A 16,978-nucleotide genomic window follows, 5' to 3' on the forward strand; every position below is an offset into this window, starting at 1 on the left:
GGCTTCTTAAAATCCTTGCCGTTTCCTTATAAACATTTAATTTAGAATCTTCCATCTATACCTCCTTTATAATTCTTTGTTTATCCTTGCCATAAAAAAGTTAAAGGCAGTTGCTATATTTCTTACAGAGTCATTTTCTACAACTCCTGTAAAATCTCTTGGACCAGCGTCATCCAGAATTTTTTCTGCCTGGCTAATGGTTATTTTCTTTAATTCCTTGTACCATACATCTGTTTTTTTATCCATACTATCCTCATAACCAACGCTTGCTAACCAATCTCTGAAAGGCTTATCAAGTTCAAAGTATAAGGCTTCTGTATATTTAGAAGCGTAATCGCTTGATTCAATATTTCTAATTTTTTTAATATCGTTAACAAAAGACCTAAAAATTTTATCTACAACATCTTTTGTCTTATCAACAACTTGATTTATCCTGCCAACCCATCCTTCTTTATCTAGGTCATTTAATATCTCGCCCTCGATATATAAGCTATCTACGATTTCATTAACAGGAACCCAAGAAGTTGCATTGCCATCGTCTTCCATACTTATGGAATTTATTTTTACAAGGTCATTTCCAATATATTTATCAAGAGAATTCAACCAATCAATTATACCAGGTTTTCTCTTTGCTATATTAGAATTTCCTTCATTGGCGTCTTCTGTTTCTGTAATTAAACCAAATGATCTCCACAAGGACTTATTTAATTGATGTTTTCTTGGAGTAAACTTTTCCTTATTAGGTCCACTATTGTTGTATCTCCAAACTGTCATTGGCTCTAAAAAGTTATTTTCATGCAAGACTTCTGGAAGCTTTATAATTCCCATTTTAAAAGGCTTTTCAGGATTAAAATCACTTATATATATGGCTCTAGAATAAGCAGTATAGAGTTCGGCTATGTTGTCAATTTTATTATTATCCATGTACTTTTTGACAACTTCGCTAGGCCTATATTCCCAAACAGGTTTTTGAATATTTATATTATAGTTAGTGTTTGAATCATTGACTAAAACTAAATTTAAAATTAAAGTTTTATATAAATTAGCAGACGATAGGAAAACTCCGCCCAAGTCAAATAGCCATCCCTTTGATGCCTTGTACTTTTCTTTGCCAAAAATCACCTTATCAGACAAACCTGTGTATGATTGAAAGGTTATTAGCCACCTAGCTACTTCATCATAAGCTAGGATTTCTTTATTGTTTTTAAAGCTATCTTTTGGCGAAAAGAGTGCAATTTTATTTCCACTCTCTGACACAAGTCTATTTATATTTTTTCCTAAAATTTCACTTGGATTTGACTTGCTAATTTTAGATTCAGAAATTTCCTCTTTAGTCACCTGGTAAAAAGGATATTCATCATCAAAAAGATAAAACCTATCATGCCAACATTCCAGGTAGTCTATTACTATTTCAGGAAATTTCCCTTTCTTCCATAGATTTTCCCAGATTTCCATGAGGGCATCTTCGTAGTCTTCCTCATCCTCTTCATCAACATTTTCAACTTGTTGCATCTTGTCATTTACTTTTACCATTTCATAAGGCTTTCCGTCTGCATCATATCTTGAGAAAACCGTGTGAAGGATGGCAAGTAGAAAACGCATCACAGCGAAATCTTGGGTTGGCATATCTCCTGCAAAATCTATATAGGTTTCTGCATTTTGAAAAAATTCCCTCAAGCCAACGAGCTTCGTTGTTCCCTTATAGTCAGTTACGACTGATATCCAGGGTTTGTCAATTAGGTTAAATTCACTCATCTTTTTCCTCCTTTTTTACGATTAAGCCATACTTTTCATCATAAAGTAAAACCTTATCCCCTAGCCTAAATTCATTGTTTGAATCAAATATAATTGCCAAAGAATTTTTAAGCCAAGCTTGATTGTCCCAAGCTGATAAATTTTCCAGATAATACTTTTCCAAATCTTCTATCACCTTGTCAATTATATACCCATTATCTTTATCATAATAAACAGCATTTGGTAATTTTATGGTCCTTTTTGCTATTTCCATAGCTATGTCATTGTCAGATGGATCTAAGAGCCCTGGTTTATCAAAAAAACCATAACCACCTTGGCAGGCCTTTAGGGCAATTACTTCTATGGTGTCTGCGCTATCCCTAACTTGGGCATTGGCCTTAACGTCAGATGATTCTGCCATTTTATTTGAGTATTTAAGCCAATTAGATAAATTTTTCCCTTCGGCTACTTTTTTCAAAGGTTTATCTAGCCTATAAACATTAGCTTTGAATTCTTTGTCTTTTATTTGTTCATCACGTTTATCCCTATATTTTTCGTATGACTTTTGTATGTCCCCATCCAAATCCAAATCCTCACCCCCATAAACAAGTTGAACAAGGTGGGAAATGTCATTTGGCAAGTTTATTTTTTCTGGCAAATAATATTCAGTCCTAAATAAAATATAAGGAGAATATACAAAAGAACTACCCTTATCAAAATCGTATCCACCACAGTTTAAGACATAAACTTTTGGATTTTTGAGATTTTCAGGTCTTTTAGTTTCCTCATGCCTATGGAGCCTGCCCATTCTTTGAAGAATCAAATCCATTGGGGCAAGGTCTGTAATTAGGATATCAAAATCAATATCCAAGGATTGCTCGATGACCTGGGTACCTATGACGATTTTAAAATCAGGCCTTTTGCCATTTTTGCCAATTGTATCTATCAAGTTTTTTTCTTTTTTGTACCTGTCGGTTGCTATAAAAGACGAGTGCAAAAGCTCAACCCTGTCTTCGCCAAAAGATTCGATACATTGTCTGGCAAAGTCTTGGGCCTTTCTGACTGTGTTTACCATCACACCCACAACCCCACCTTGAGGCGTATTTTCTTTAATTAAACCAAGTAGGTCTTCGCTCTCATCTTTAGATTTTTTTATTATTTTGTAATCTCTGCCAGAGTCTTTATTAAAATCAGCAAATTGTTTTATAGTTGCCCCATCATTGTAGGTTAGAAGCGGGTAGGCTTCATTTGTTTCAAATCCTTCTGGTTTTGGGAGCCTTGAATAACCGAGACCCGCCCCAATCATATATTCTTCTAAAAGTGCGTTTCTTTTTGAAATAGGAAGGGTTGCTGAAAGGATTACAACAGGAACCTTGTAGGCTCCCAACCATCTCAAAGCCCTGTACAAAAATACAGACATATAGGCATCGTAGGCGTGGACTTCATCTATGACTACAACCTTATTAGACAAGCCCAAATGCCTTAGCATGAGGTGTTTTTGTTTGAGGGCAGCAAGAAGGATTTGATCTACAGTTCCAACTGTGAAATCATCAAGTATTGCTACCTTCCTGCCCGCAAACCATTCATTAACCCCGACTTCATCTCCGCCGTGGATATTCCTACTCTTTGGAAGTTTTGAAAATTCATCATTTAGTTGGGCTTTGCCGTGGATTAGCCTTAGAGATTTTTCCCCTTCTATATGGTCAAGCCACTCCCTCACACGAGTGAAAATCCCATTTGAAGTAGCCTGGGTAGGTAGGCCAAAAAACATGCCAGTACGGTTAGTTTTTTGAGCTAAATCTTCAACAGCAATTAGAGCAGTTTCAGTCTTGCCCATGCCCATTGGTGCTTCTATAACAAATATGCCAGGTTCATCAGTATTAGAAATAGCTTCCGAAATCTTTTCCTGAGCATCTTTTGGTTTTTCTATAAAAGGAAATCTTCCATGATAAATTTCATCAAAATAAGGATGAGGAGTCCAAACATCAGCTCTTTGATCAAGCCACTTTGTAAAGCCAACTTCCACCCTATCAGAATCCGCCTCATATTGATCTAAAGGAATCAATGGGAAGTAATTTTCATTGCTAGATATCCAATCCGCCATAACCAAAAGCCCAGACAAAATGACTTGGCCAGGCTGGGAAATCAAAGGCAAGTCTTTAGGGTCAGAAAAACCGCACTCTAAAAGCGCCTTATCAAAAATATTCTTTTGTAAGTCTTGCCAAAAAACAGCCATTTCAGAGCTTATCTTATCCTCTTGATAAAGGCTAGAAGTAAAGGAATTACAAACTTTAGACTCATTTTCAGAAATAGGCCTACCATGGTGGGCACCAATTATATTAGCTAGGCAAAAATTCACTCCAAATTTACTTAATAAATATTGACCGCTAATATTATGGCGAATATTTTCCCTCTTGGCCAGGGCATATTTGTCAAGGTCCTTAAAGCCTGCGTTTGTTAGCTTTTCAATGATTAAATTATCAAGCTCAATATCTCCATTAAAGGATTTTTTAACCTGAAAAATTGATGTAGCCTTGCCAATATCATGAGCCCAACCCAAAAACCTGCACAAATTTAAAAGAAGCTCATCCTTATCCTCCGCATCAGATACCACAGAATTCATCAACAAGTCCTTAACCCCTTGAGATAGCCAACGGTCATACAAGAGTCCACAAATTTTGCTTGTGTCATCCAAATGTACCATCAAAGGCAACCACATAGGCTGGTTAGACACCCTATTTTTCTTAGCCCACAAAAATTTCTCCATAAAATACTCCTTCTTAATACAATTATATAAAAATAAAGAATGTTGTGCAAACGTTTTTGTGATTCTTGAAAAATTTTGTCCCCGAATAGTAAATAACCCCGCTTGGGCGGGTAATACATATATGTTCACAATTTAGGTTATGAATTTCAAGGATCATCCCCGCTTGTGCGGGTAGAACGAACTTACAAGGGATGCTGCAAAGCTAGTAACAGGATCAGCCCCGCTTGTGCGGGTAGAACCCTTCTTATCTTGATAATATACCGAACATAAAGGGATCATCCCCGCTTGTGCGGGTAGAACCACTGTAAAGAAATCCCATCTTAAAGTTTCTAAGGATCATCCCCGCTTGTGCGGGTAGAACGAAGTAGATATATATTCCATATCAGAAAATCAAGGATCATCCCCGCTTGTGCGGGTAGAACAGTAAAAATCCCCTATTTCATCATGTTTTAAAATTAAAAAAGTTAATTTTCATTCACTTTTATTTTTTCTGTTTTTTTATCTCAATTTAAGCTCATGCCTAGTTCTTATTTACATTATATATTAAACTAGGATTTTTATAAAATGATTTTCTTCTTATATGTATCTTCTATTTCTTACAAATATTGTAATTGTATCCTCTTTTTTCACTTGCTATAATTTATTTGTAATTAAGTTAACTTAAAAAATCTTACAAAGGAGAATATTATGAAAAAAAGTTTTAATGTTTTTGTTAAGGCGGCTCTTGTTTTTGGGCTTGCATTAGGAATGAGTGCTTGTGGCAAGGCTAAAGCTGATGTTGAGGTTGGGTCTGATTCTTTAATTAGTTTCGAGGAAACTGAGAAGGATTTTGTTGATTCTGCTAACAAACTTGATTGGCCTGAGGGATATGAGGTACCTAGTAATCTAGATGATGATAAGGATGCGTCTTTTGAGGCTGGCTATGGCAATACTAGGGCGTCCCAATATTGGGAGGCTGCTTGGCAGGAGGAATGGTTAAATAATTATAAGACCAATCCAGACAAGGCTGAGAAGGCTATAAAGGAACTTGAAAAAGCTCCTGGTATGGCTTATATGGGCCCTGATAAGTGCGATGATGCCACTAGAAAAGCTTTCAAAGAAGGTCTAGAAAAGGCCAAGGCTGGAGATCCTTCTGGTTTTGAAGAAAATCTAAAATTAAATGACCCAAGATAAAAGCAAAAAAAGACGAGGATTTTTCCCCGTCTTTTCCTTTGCACTAATATGGTCTTTCTATAATCCTTTTAAATAATTTATTAGCCAAATCTTCATTGGTATGTGGTTTTTTTCTCTTATTTTTTAGATTACGAAAGCTCCCTTCTTGTCTATTTCTAATGCTTTTAGGTCATAAGTCTTTGATAGTTTTCCTAATTTTTCCCTTATTTCTTTTTCTGAAATATCATCGTCTGCTTTTAAGACTAGCATTATTGTAGACCCTGCCCCGCTTAGATAAGAGCCTAGGGCATGAGATTTTCTTATTATTTCCTCAATTTTTTTTATTTCTGGTATTAGACCAAACCTATATGGTTGGTGGATTTTATCTTGGAGGGCGATTTTCAAATTATCAACACTTCCCGATTCCAATGCCAAAACCAAGATGGCAACCCTTCCTATATTGAAAACTGCATCAGCCTTTGGGTAAGCTTCTGGAAGGACTTCTCTAGCTTTTTTGGTTGAGAGTTTAAAGTCTGGTATTAGGACCAAGAACTTAAACTTGTCTGAAATTGCAATTTTTTCTAGATAAACTTGATCATCTTCTAATATAGACACTCCTGCCCCACCAAAGATGGCTGGAGCTACATTGTCAGGATGGCCTTCAAGGGATGTTGCGATTTTTAGGATTTCTTTTTTATCAAAATCTCTTCCCATTATATCAAAGGCCGCCAAGATTCCCATAACTATGCAGGCTGCAGATGATCCAAGGCCCCTTGATACTGGAATATCAGTATCTAGGTCAAAGTTTATAGGTTGGACTTCTTTCTTATAAAAGTCTAAGGCATATTTGTAGGCTTGGTAGATGAGGTTTTCTTTTAAATTTTCCTCAAATTTTGCTTTGTCATTCGTCAATCTAAATTCACAAGTATTATAAAGACTTACTGCAAGTCCCAAGGCATCAAAGCCTGGTCCCAGGTTGGCTGATGTAGCTGGTACTGATATTCTTCTTCCACGACCAGCAAATTTAAGAACTTCTCCTACAATTTGGTCTTTTTTGATTTTTGTCTTATGGGTGATTTTTTTACCCTTTAATTTCCTAATCTCACTTGGGATTTTCACCTGAGTTTTCTCATAAAGGGTCTTTATATTTTCAAATTCGTCGTCTTTAGGATTTTCCCCAAGGGATTTTAGAACTGAGGATGCAAATTTGTAGGGACTTGCTGTTGATAAAATCATGGTTTTTTCAAGGCCTAATTTATCTACTACAACCTTTGCCACACTTGTATGGGGATCTATCAAATATTTCTCATTTTCATAGACTTTTTTGATAGCTTTTTCAGTTTCTTCCTTATTTGCAAAACCAGATGAAAATTCAGAAAAATCTCCATCAAATTCAAAAATTCCCTTTTCTTTCAAATCTTTCATTTTTTCTCTAACAACTTTGTCCGAAGACTTGTGGTAAATCAACCTTTCAAGGTTTGATGAAACCAAAATATCCATAGATGGCGAAATTGTTTTAACCAATTCCCTGTTGGCATCATAGGTGCCTGTTGTAAAGAAATCTGTCAAAACATTGTTATCATTTGAGGCTATTATTAATTTTCCAACAGGAAGACCCATTTGTTTGGCATAAAACCCAGCTAGGATGTCACCAAAATTGCCTGTTGGAACACAAAATGAAAGCTCATCCCCCAATGAAATTTTTTTATTATTTACAAGGTCTGCATAGGAGTAGAAATAATAAACAATTTGTGGAAGAAGCCTACCGATATTTATGGAATTTGCTGATGAAAGGTAGGTATTTTTCTTTTTTAGCTCTGCTTTTATTTTTTCATCATTAAAAATTTGTTTGACTGCCCTTTGAGCATCATCAAAATTCCCGTCTATGGCTATAACTTTTGAATTTAAAGATGCTGTAGAATCCATCTGGAGTTTTTGGATATCGCTTACGCCTTCTGTTGGGTATAAGACAAGGATGTCAATATCTTCTGTATTATAAAAACCTTCCAAAGCAGCCTTGCCAGTGTCCCCGGAGGTTGCAGTTAAAATCAAGGTCTTATCTTTTATGCCTAGGGATTTTTTTGCATAGGATAAAAGATTTGGCAAAAGACATAGGGCAAAGTCCTTAAAGGCAGAAGTTCTACCGTGGTAGAGCTCTAAGTAATAGTCTTTTTGGTAGGAAACTTTTACAATTTCGTCTTCAAAGCTCGAATAAGACTTTTCTATCAATTTCAAAAGGTCGTCTTTGTCAAAATCTGTAAGATAAAGAGAAAGGATTTTCTGAGCCATAGCAGTATAAGAAAGATTCAAATTTCCCCCAATATCAAATTTCGGAAAATATTCTGGCACAAAAAGTCCCCCATCATCGGAAATTCCCTTAACAATGGCTTCTCTTCCTGATATTCTTAAATCGGCATCTCTTGTCGATAAAAATTTCATATCTCCTCCTCCATTTCTGCTAGGAAAATCTCTCCCAGGTCAACAAGTATAGGCTTTAAGGAACTTAAACTAACTTTTTTTGTCAAAATGAAGTGGTCCTTATCACATACTTTTTCAAATTTTATCAAATCTTTTAAAGCTGGACTTACTTTCTCACACCTAATGTAAAATTTCTTTTCAAGAATATTTTCGACTTCATAATGATTTTCTCCGTCATAGAAAGCAGGAATTTCTCGCCTAGCTGTAACCCTCAAAAGGTCACGGACAACAGCTTCTGCTGTTTCAAGCCTACCTGCTCCTGGTCCTTTTAATTCATAAGAAACAAAATTTTCTCCCCAAACCTTAACGGCATTGGTTTCGTTAAAGGTTTTGGCAAAAAACTCGTCATTTACAAAGCTTGGGATTACAGAAATATTTATCTTTCCATCTTTTAATTCAGATTTTGCAAGCATCCTAATTGAATAGCCCATATCCTTTGCAAAATCAAAGTCAGTTTTTTTGATATTTTCAATTCCAAAAGTAGGTATTTCTTCTTCATTAATCTTTGCATTGTAGATTAGAGAAGAAAGAATCCTAATCTTTCTCATAGAGTCAAAACCACCCACATCTGCTGTAGGGTCTAACTCCGCAAAACCCAAGTCTTGGGCCTTTTTCAAGACATCTTCATAAGACGCACCCTCCCTTTCCATCTTCGATAGGATATAATTAGAAGTTCCATTCAATATTCCAAAAATCTTGTCCATATCATTAAAAAGGGCCTCTTCCATTAGGGGATGAATTAGGGGTATGGCACCCCCAACCGCAGCTTCGTAGGAAAAGTAGACCTCATTTGCCCTTGCAAGGTCATTTAATTCTTCAAAATATTTTGAAACCACAGCCTTATTTGCTGTTATAATATTTTTCCCAGCCTTAATTAAGGCGACCATTCTCTGGTAGCTTTCTTCTAGACTTGTTGTCACATCAATAACTGTATCAACATCCGCAGATAAAATCTCATCAAAATCGTCTGTGAAAACCAAGTCTTTTTCAAAGGGATTTCTTTTCTTTTTTATATTTTTGATTAAAACTTTTTCAATTTCTATATCTAGCTTTTGCTTTTTTAAGCGCTCTTTCTTTTTATATAAAATTTCTTCAACACCTGTTCCTACAGTGCCAAAACCCATTATAGCAATTTTCAAATCAAACCTCCAAAGCCTTTGTAAATTTAGTCCTCTTTATAAAATTCTCTATAAATAGAGTGAATTGCCTTTTCAAAATCCTGGGTCTCTACACCAATAATAATATTAATCTCACTAGAACCCTGGCTAATCATCTTGATATTAACCCCTTCTTTGGCAAGAGCTGTAAAAACTCTAGATGAAACGCCCTTTTCATTGATCATGCCACGACCAACAACAGCTATCAGAGAAATATCCCTCTCCCAAGAAATGCTATCCACATTTAGGTAGATTTTTAATTCTTCAAGTACCTTATTAAGTTTAGGAGTGATAAAGGAGTCTGCAACAAGGACAGAAACCGAATCAATGCTAGAAGGCATATGCTCGATTGAAATATCATTTGATTCAAAAACTGTGGTGAGTTTTCTAAAAAAGTCCTTCTCGCTGTTCATATTTACCTTTTCAAGGGTAATAGAAGTAAAATCTTTTTTGCCGGTAATCCCTGTTAAAATATTTTTATTTTTTATATCACAAGTTGATAAAATTAGGGTGCCTGGCAAGTCAGGGGCGTTGGTATTCTTGATATTAATCGGAATATTTTTATCCCTAAGAGGGAAAATCGCCTCTTCATGAAGGACATTGGCTCCCATATAGGAAAGCTCCCTAAGTTCTTTGTAGGTAATTGTGCTAATTGGACAAGGATTTTTGACAATCCTAGGATCTGTAACCAAAAATCCTGATACGTCAGTAAAATTTTCATACATCTGGCAATCAAGAGCTGCTGCAATTACAGAGCCTGTCACATCAGATCCACCACGAGAAAAAGTCACAACATTGCCATCTTCTTCGCCATAAAAACCAGGAATAACAGCCCTATCGTGGTTTGAAAGAATCTTTTTTATATTTTCTTGAGATTTTTCAAGGTCTAAAACTCCATTAGTAAAAGTTATTAAATCCTTGGCATCAACAAAATCGTAGCCAATATAAGAAGCAAGGACTTGGGCGCTGATAAATTCTCCACGGCTAATGACAAAATCATAAGTCGCCCCAGAAGTAATTTCTTCTTTCACCTCTGCAAGAATTGTGTCAATATCAATCTCTAAACCAAGGTCATTAACAATATTTTTGTAAACATCTTCTATAATTCTATAAACTTCATTAAAATTTAATTCGTGATCACTTAGCTGGTGGCACATGGCAAGCAAATCAGTCACCTTGTGATTGTTATTAAGACCCTTACCAGGTGCAGAAACTACTATATATTTACGATCATAATCCTCTAATATTATGTCCTTAACTTTTTTTAGCTGGCCAGCATCAGCTAGTGAACTTCCTCCGAATTTAGCAACCTTCATCTCTCTCCCCTTATGTATAAATAAATTTATTATATAATAATCACTCGATTTTATATCTCTAGTATATTAAAGCGATTTAAAAAACTATACATTTTTTATCCTAGTTGTCAATTATTAGATAACTATGGTAAAGAGTTGAAAACGTAACTCTCTTATTTATAGAAAAACAACTTTTAACCTATAAGAAATCTCCCATCTTAATCTAGGAAGTATTTACTACTGATAATTATGGTATAATAAAACCAATAAATATAAGATGAACTTATTACCCATGTTTTACTGGCCATAATCAAAGAAAGGATACTCTATGAATATTTATATAACAAATGAATGGAAAGGTTACGGAAAACAAAATTATTATTGGAACGAATAACGCTTAGAAGGAAATGAAGTTAAAAAATATAAATGCAACCGCCGCAAATTTTTTGACGGAGATGAAAACAACTGGGAAGAAAGTGAAGAGCTTGTAGATTCATGGGAGCTTGATGATCCTAACATGCCTGATTGGTTACACCAGTACCTATAATAAACCTGCAAGAATTAGACATCTTAAATCTATACAAAAGAATAAAATATCTAGTTGATTTTTTTCTGCCTTCTATATATTTTATAAGAGCAAAATCTAAACTATTCCTTGCACCAAAAATATAAAAACCATAAGCCCTCTAGAATGCCTACTTAATAGGCATCCCTGGGGACTTTTTTATTGAATTTTTTGGATATCCTTATGGATTAAAATTTTATTGTCAGCCTTTTTTTACAAAAATCTCTTTATCAAGCTAAATTTTTTTATTAGATTATTTTCAATTTTTGCAAAATTCTATCCTATTTTCTCTTTTTTTGCTTCGCTTTAGCTAATTAAACTTTTCCCTGAATTTATATTATCATTAACCTAGTCTCGAGATTAACTTTATAGAAATGAGGATTGAATTATGATTAATATAAACAAGTCAGCAAGGATTATGGCAGATTATATGCCACTTATATATAAAACTGTGGGAAGGTTTGACGCCTTTGAAAGGGAAGAAGCTATAGATGAGGCGAAGATGGTTTTAATTGAGGCTATCCTTGCCTACGATGAAAACCAGGGTAGTTTTGGAAATTACCTCAAGCACAGGCTTAATTACTATTTTTGGGACAAGTCTAAAAAACCTAGGTCCAAATCTCTTGATGATGATAGTGGAAATGGAGCAAGTCTAAAGGAAAATCTCACAAGTAGCGAGGATATTGAGGATGATTTTTTCACCAAAGAAACCTACAGGGATCTTTATGAAAAGATAAAAACCCTTGATAAAAAAGACATAGTTCTTATCAAATTAAAATATTGGGAAAAGTTGTCTGATAAAAAAATCGGAGAAATAATCGGCATATCAGCCAAAACCGTAAGAAATAGGCATTCAATGGCAATAAAAAGCCTTAGAAAAATGTTCTAATTTTTCCTTAGCCTATATAGCTTTTATTTCTCTCTTAGACATAAGCCCTAACTTCTTCCTCCCCATTGGGAGGGTGATTTAGGGCTACACAATTTTTAAGAAATTAAATTATTGGCTGGTCTAAAATGTTAGTACTTAGTTTTGACCACAAAAAAACACCTAGTTAAGATGTTCTTTGGTGAGTTTTCCACTCCATATATATAAATACAGCGTCCATTATTATCATTAGGACTCCTATGCCGAACAATAGGGGGTTAAATTTTTTCACTAGACCACCCACGTTTCTTTCTAGAGATTGGTATATAAATAAGCTAGCTAGGGTTATTTGTAAGATATAAAATATTACTCTTTTTTTAAAGGATTTTTGCTTTTGTCTTTCTTGGTCGTTCATAAAAGATTCCTTTCACTTCTTTTCTTTATTATATCACATTTTTAGTGTCAAAAAAAGATGGGCCCCTGCCCACCTTTGTTTTTCTATCTTAAAGATACCTTTCCACTAGCTGTTTTAGCCTTTATGGTTAAGTCTGCCTCGTCTGTTGAGGTTTATAGGTCGTATCCTTCATCAGTCTTTATTTTATTTTGGTATTTCTCTGTGACATTTACTGCAGCACTATCAACAAAGGCTTTGATTTCGCCATCATAGTCACTTGTATCTACCACAACCATGCCACTTACAGTTTCTAGGTCAATTTCTTTTGTGTCTTTTATATTGTAAATCCTAATAGATCCAGACCTTGAATCTGCGTTGATTTTCTCACTTTCTAGTCCATCTACCCTGATATTTCCAGAAATATTATCTACTTCCACCATATCACCTTTGATGCCGGCTAGGTAGATTGCACCTGAGACATTGTCTATATTTAGAGATCCTTCTATATTTTTGATGTCGATTTTGCCATTTACATTATTTATATCTATGGCTGCCTTACTATTAATAATCATAATCTTGCCATTAACAGAGTCAATGTTTAGATTTCCAAAGTCAACATCTGAAATTTCTACCCTAGCATTTACTGTATTGATATTTAGCTTATCGTAGAAATCATTACCAACTTGAACCCTTAGTTTCACGCTTGCGCCCAGGTCTTTATAAGCATCATTTTCTTCTATATCTAGGATTCCGTCCCTAATTTCAACGTCTATATAGTCTTCAAGATTGCCTTTTTTAGCAAAGATGTCAGCTGAAATTACAATTCCCTTATCTGTCGCCTTTTCTACAAAAATTTCACCATTGATTAGGTCAATATTTATCTCGTCTATTTCATCATCCACCCTAATATCCTTGTGGGTATTTATTTCGCCCTTTAGGTTAAAATTATTGATGTCAAAGGCTTGGTCAAGGTCAATTGCAGATATGGCCTCTGTTGCCTTTTTAATTATAGAATCAACTGTAGATGTGATTTTACCTGCAAAATCATTTTCCACTGATTTTTTATCCCCAATCGCTGCTAAAAGGTCACTTGCTTCTTCTACTGTAATCTTGCCTTCCTTTAGCATATTTAAGATTAGTTGTTTTTCTTCACTCATTTTTTATCTCCTCTAGTAATTGCTTGGCTTTTTCTGTGGTAATTTCGCCATTATCTAGCATATTTAATATATCTAGCCTGTGGGATTTTTTATCAACCTTGCCACCAAGTTTGCTTACGATTTTATCAATCCTATTCCTAACTGTAGGATAGGAAATGCCAATCTCTTCGCCTACATCCTTGATTGAACCTCTTTTTTGAAGGAATAATTCAATAAAATCCTTATCTTCCTTATCTAGCCTCGAAAAAGCATCAATTTCAAACTCGCCATGGACTTCTGTATAACAAGAATTGCATCTATATGAAGTGATAACCATTTGATCACCACAATTTGGACATTTGTTTATCATAAGAACCTCCCTTTTTCTAAATTATACTAGGGTTTTGATTTTTGTAAAGTAAACATTCGATATTTTAAGTTTTTATTTTAAATTATTTAATATATGAATTTTATTATTAAGATAAGCAAATAAAAAGACCAGCTCAGCTGATCTTATAAATAGTCCCTCTCCCAATAGGATCTAAGAGTCCTTGATAACCATATAATTGTATTTATCATAAAAACAAAGCCAAATACCATCTGAAAAATATAGGCTCCTACATACAAGTCTTTACTTGTGGTGTATTTTTGAACTAAGCCTGCACTTAGCAAAATCAAGAAAAAACATACTAACCACTTGCAACTTGTTCTTAGGTTTTCCTTAAAGTCCAAGTAGACCCATCTCTTGCCCTTGTATTTCTTGTTGAAATTTTCTCGTCTGAGCTTATATTCTTCACGAATACTAGGATCTGCATTTTTTATATAGCTAGCGTAATAGTGGTCCATATCACTAAGCTTAGATGTATATTTTTTTAGCTTTTCTGCTTCTTCTGCCTTAAAGTTTTTGATTAAAATAGCCTTGGTCACGCTAGCCTTAGAATCATAGGATATCCTCTTATCCCTTAACTCCTCAAGGTCACTTATAGACTTTGCCTCATCGATTAACATGAGAGTTTTAGCTTCATATAGTTTTTTGCTCTTTAGATAGATAAGGATTATAGCTAGACTCATAGCAATTACTGCAAATTGTGAGATTACCATAGCTTGGTTCCCATATACATCCAAGCTAATTAAAAAATAATTTACAAATAGTGGTGGGATAAGAAATAAAAAAATAAACCCCAACATTTTAAATATTGATCTCATTTTTCATAGTCCTTTCATAAAGCTCAATAAGCCTTGCTCCAGTTTTTTCGATTGACTTCTCTTTTGCCTTTTTGTAGGCTACTTCTGAAAGATTTGCTAAATGACCTTCCAAAATCCCTTTGATTTTTCTTTCAAAATCGTCAAGGTTTCTTCCCTTATAGATATTTTCCCCATCGACAAAACCATCTTCAAAAATTTCTATATCACGAATTAATATTTGTGCCTTAGTAGCCAAGGCCTCTAATAAAACTATGCCTTCTGTTTCTTCGTGGGTTAAAAAGGCGTAGAGGTTACTTCCTGCATAGGCTTCCCTCAAATCCTCACTATCTACATAGCCAGGTGCGTGAAAATTATCCGGTCTATCTTCCATTTCCTTTTTTATTTCAGGACTCATAAGCGCCCTGTCAAGTTTACCAAACCAGACAAATTCATACTCTGGCATCCTTGCGGCGAGCCTTATAAAATCGTCAATACCCTTTCTCTTTATGGGTAGGCCAACAGAAATTATTGACTTTTTTTCTGGATTCAACCCATATTTTTTATAAAAATTCTCCCTGTCTTTTGGTCCTTTTTTCCAAAAATCAAGGTCGATTCCGTTTGAAACAACTTCTATGGGACGGTTTAGCCCATAAGTTGCTAAAATATTTTTGGAATATTCTGTAGGGGTCAAAACCAAATCACCCTTCCTATAGGCATAAACCAGCCATTTTTTGAATAAAGGAGCAATTTGGTTGGAAAATATAAAGGAATTTTTAAAATCTTCCATAGTTGAATGCCCGTGGTAGACGACTTTTTTGCCCATTTTCCTAGCCTTACTTGCAAAATGAACTGCACCCGGCAGGATAGTGTTAATATGAACCAAGTCAAAATCGTCTTTTTCATCCAAGGTAAAATCACAACCTACGAGTTTTAAAGCCTCGATTTGATGGTCAATAGCTTTACCAACTCCAGATTTCTTCACAGTATCATAATCTTTTGAATATATTAGTACTTTCACGCTTATATTCCTTAATAGCCTTTTCATAAGTATCTAGGCAACTACTCCCAAATTTATCCACAGAAAAATTTTCCATAGCGTATTCTCTGGTGTTGATTTCTAATAACTCCCTATATTCCGCATCAGAAAATACCCTTTGAACAAATTTCTCAAACTCTTCATAATACCTGTACTTAAAGCCGTTAAAACCATTTTTTATTACCCCATCAAGGACAGAGTCATCCCTGCAAAGGGCAATAGTTCCGTTGGCAAGAGCTTCATAGTAAGTAAGCCCTTGGGTTTCTGATGTGGACGCTGTTACAAAAATATCCGCCGCCTGGTAGTAGCGATTTACTGAATTTGCTTCGACCATGCCAGTAAATATAACTTCCTTATTGATTTTACTAGCATCTTCCTTCAAAGTATCAAGATATGGCCCACCACCTACTATGTAAAGTTTTATATCAGGGTCTTTTAGCCTATCGTAGTAGGCCATAATTTCCTGGATATTTTTTTCAGCCCCAAGCCTACCAAGGTAAAGTAAAACCTTGGCGTCTTCACCTATCCCAAGTGACTTCCTTAATAGGGTCTTGTCAGCTAGGTCTGGTATATGGATGCCTGTTGGGATTATATCAATCATGTAAGGGTCTATACCATAATCAAATAAAAGCCTTTGGGTCTTAGCTGTTGGAACGATTATCCTATCACAAAAACCTGCCAGGGTCTTACTTGCCACAGACACTATCTTCTTACCCGCTTGTTTTGAAGGGATGAAATAATGAGTGTAGTCTTCATAGACTGTATGGTAGGTATGGACAAGTGGTATTTTTAAATCACTTGCAATCCTTCTTGCCATCATAAAGGTCGAAAACTCACACTGGGAATGGATAACATCTGGTGCCCAAGCCTTAATTTCCTTTAAATGACTCTTGGATAAGAGGTTTGAAATCCTAGCTTGGGGATAAATCTTTTCCGCAGAAAGAGATCCAACATAATAAACCTTGCCATCCTTGTATGATTTTATTGTATTTGAAAGGGTAAGGACCCTAACTTCGTGGCCCTCACTCTCTAAGTATTCTATTAAATTCATGACCGAACGTACTACCCCATTTACCACAGGCCAGTACCAGTCACTGGTAATTAAAATCTTCATATATCCTCTCTTTAGATATACAATACCATTTTTGATAAGATTTTCACAATAAATTACCTTAAATAGTCCCCTACTTAGCTAAGACTTAGGCAAATAAAAA

The 16,978-nt window shown here is 35.1% G+C and carries 13 protein-coding genes and 1 CRISPR repeat array; of the genes, 2 read left to right on the plus strand and 11 right to left on the minus strand.

Annotation, left to right across the window (positions count from 1 at the left end):
* Positions 1 to 66: 66 nt before the first annotated feature.
* Both RQ893_RS01460 and cas3 read right to left on the minus strand, forming a co-directional pair.
* Positions 67 to 1,755: a type I-E CRISPR-associated protein Cse1/CasA gene (locus RQ893_RS01460; protein ID WP_311481286.1), complete on the minus strand. Its 1,689-nt coding sequence runs from the start codon at positions 1,753 to 1,755 to the stop codon at positions 67 to 69.
* A complete protein-coding gene (cas3, locus tag RQ893_RS01465; RefSeq protein WP_311481287.1) occupies positions 1,748 to 4,501 on the minus strand; it encodes a CRISPR-associated helicase Cas3' in 2,754 nt (917 codons plus the stop codon). Before cas3 ends, RQ893_RS01460 begins: the two co-directional genes overlap by 8 nt.
* An 87-nt stretch (positions 4,502 to 4,588) precedes the next feature.
* Positions 4,589 to 4,923: direct repeats of the CRISPR family, unit length 28 nt; unit sequence GGATCATCCCCGCTTGTGCGGGTAGAAC.
* Between the two features lie 265 nt (positions 4,924 to 5,188).
* Here cas3 and RQ893_RS01470 point away from each other — a divergent pair.
* A complete protein-coding gene (locus RQ893_RS01470) occupies positions 5,189 to 5,674 on the plus strand; it encodes a hypothetical protein (RefSeq protein ID WP_311481288.1) in 486 nt (161 codons plus the stop codon).
* Positions 5,675 to 5,797: 123 nt separating this feature from the next.
* On the opposite strand, the gene thrB is transcribed toward RQ893_RS01470, so the two are convergent.
* From thrB to RQ893_RS01485, 3 genes are read right to left on the minus strand one after another with little or no spacing between them, the layout of a single operon-like run.
* The gene (thrB, locus tag RQ893_RS01475) at positions 5,798 to 8,092 is read right to left on the minus strand and encodes a homoserine kinase (protein WP_311481289.1); all 2,295 of its coding nucleotides are present in this window, start codon (positions 8,090 to 8,092) and stop codon (positions 5,798 to 5,800) included.
* Positions 8,089 to 9,270, minus strand: a complete 1,182-nt coding sequence (locus RQ893_RS01480) for a homoserine dehydrogenase (RefSeq protein WP_311481290.1) — start codon at positions 9,268 to 9,270, stop codon at positions 8,089 to 8,091. The genes thrB and RQ893_RS01480 overlap by 4 nt, the downstream gene beginning before the upstream one ends.
* 26 nt (positions 9,271 to 9,296) lie before the next feature.
* Positions 9,297 to 10,604: an aspartate kinase gene (locus tag RQ893_RS01485; protein WP_311481291.1), complete on the minus strand. Its 1,308-nt coding sequence runs from the start codon at positions 10,602 to 10,604 to the stop codon at positions 9,297 to 9,299.
* A gap of 932 nt (positions 10,605 to 11,536) precedes the next feature.
* Between RQ893_RS01485 and RQ893_RS01490 the strand changes: the two genes are divergently transcribed.
* Positions 11,537 to 12,037, plus strand: a complete 501-nt coding sequence (locus tag RQ893_RS01490) for a sigma-70 family RNA polymerase sigma factor (RefSeq protein ID WP_311481292.1) — start codon at positions 11,537 to 11,539, stop codon at positions 12,035 to 12,037.
* A 163-nt stretch (positions 12,038 to 12,200) separates the two neighbouring features.
* Here the strand turns inward: RQ893_RS01490 and RQ893_RS01495 are convergent, their stop codons facing one another.
* From RQ893_RS01495 to RQ893_RS01520, 6 genes are all read right to left on the minus strand, one after another.
* Complete coding sequence (locus tag RQ893_RS01495; protein ID WP_311481293.1) at positions 12,201 to 12,428, minus strand: hypothetical protein; 228 nt, start codon at positions 12,426 to 12,428, stop codon at positions 12,201 to 12,203.
* Positions 12,429 to 12,580: 152 nt separating this feature from the next.
* A complete protein-coding gene (locus RQ893_RS01500) occupies positions 12,581 to 13,564 on the minus strand; it encodes an SHOCT-like domain-containing protein (protein ID WP_311481294.1) in 984 nt (327 codons plus the stop codon).
* On the minus strand, positions 13,557 to 13,913 hold the full coding sequence (locus RQ893_RS01505; RefSeq protein WP_311481295.1) for a DUF2089 domain-containing protein: 357 nt from the start codon (positions 13,911 to 13,913) through the stop codon (positions 13,557 to 13,559). The genes RQ893_RS01500 and RQ893_RS01505 overlap by 8 nt, the downstream gene beginning before the upstream one ends.
* Before the next feature lie 143 nt (positions 13,914 to 14,056).
* A complete protein-coding gene (locus RQ893_RS01510; RefSeq protein WP_311481296.1) occupies positions 14,057 to 14,614 on the minus strand; it encodes a hypothetical protein in 558 nt (185 codons plus the stop codon).
* 118 nt (positions 14,615 to 14,732) lie between these two features.
* A complete protein-coding gene (locus tag RQ893_RS01515) occupies positions 14,733 to 15,746 on the minus strand; it encodes a glycosyltransferase family 4 protein (protein WP_311481297.1) in 1,014 nt (337 codons plus the stop codon).
* Positions 15,715 to 16,878, minus strand: a complete 1,164-nt coding sequence (locus RQ893_RS01520) for a glycosyltransferase (RefSeq protein WP_311481298.1) — start codon at positions 16,876 to 16,878, stop codon at positions 15,715 to 15,717. The genes RQ893_RS01515 and RQ893_RS01520 overlap by 32 nt, the downstream gene beginning before the upstream one ends.
* Positions 16,879 to 16,978: the final 100 nt, after the last annotated feature.

It is taken from the genome of uncultured Anaerococcus sp., from assembly GCF_963510915.1.
GTDB lineage: Bacteria > Bacillota > Clostridia > Tissierellales > Peptoniphilaceae > Anaerococcus.

Excerpts from the sequence above, each read along its gene's own strand:
- RQ893_RS01490 (WP_311481292.1), top strand. The coding sequence starts at position 11,537 with ATGATTAATATAAACAAGTCAGCAAGGATTATGGCAGATTATATGCCA.
- RQ893_RS01510 (WP_311481296.1), bottom strand. The coding sequence starts at position 14,614 with ATGAGTCTAGCTATAATCCTTATCTATCTAAAGAGCAAAAAACTATAT.
- RQ893_RS01495 (WP_311481293.1), bottom strand. The coding sequence starts at position 12,428 with ATGAACGACCAAGAAAGACAAAAGCAAAAATCCTTTAAAAAAAGAGTA.
- thrB (WP_311481289.1), bottom strand. The coding sequence starts at position 8,092 with ATGAAATTTTTATCGACAAGAGATGCCGATTTAAGAATATCAGGAAGA.
- RQ893_RS01505 (WP_311481295.1), bottom strand. The coding sequence starts at position 13,913 with ATGATAAACAAATGTCCAAATTGTGGTGATCAAATGGTTATCACTTCA.
- RQ893_RS01500 (WP_311481294.1), bottom strand. The coding sequence starts at position 13,564 with ATGAGTGAAGAAAAACAACTAATCTTAAATATGCTAAAGGAAGGCAAG.
- RQ893_RS01520 (WP_311481298.1), bottom strand. The coding sequence starts at position 16,878 with ATGAAGATTTTAATTACCAGTGACTGGTACTGGCCTGTGGTAAATGGG.
- cas3 (WP_311481287.1), bottom strand. The coding sequence starts at position 4,501 with ATGGAGAAATTTTTGTGGGCTAAGAAAAATAGGGTGTCTAACCAGCCT.
- RQ893_RS01470 (WP_311481288.1), top strand. The coding sequence starts at position 5,189 with ATGAAAAAAAGTTTTAATGTTTTTGTTAAGGCGGCTCTTGTTTTTGGG.
- RQ893_RS01485 (WP_311481291.1), bottom strand. The coding sequence starts at position 10,604 with ATGAAGGTTGCTAAATTCGGAGGAAGTTCACTAGCTGATGCTGGCCAG.
- RQ893_RS01460 (WP_311481286.1), bottom strand. The coding sequence starts at position 1,755 with ATGAGTGAATTTAACCTAATTGACAAACCCTGGATATCAGTCGTAACT.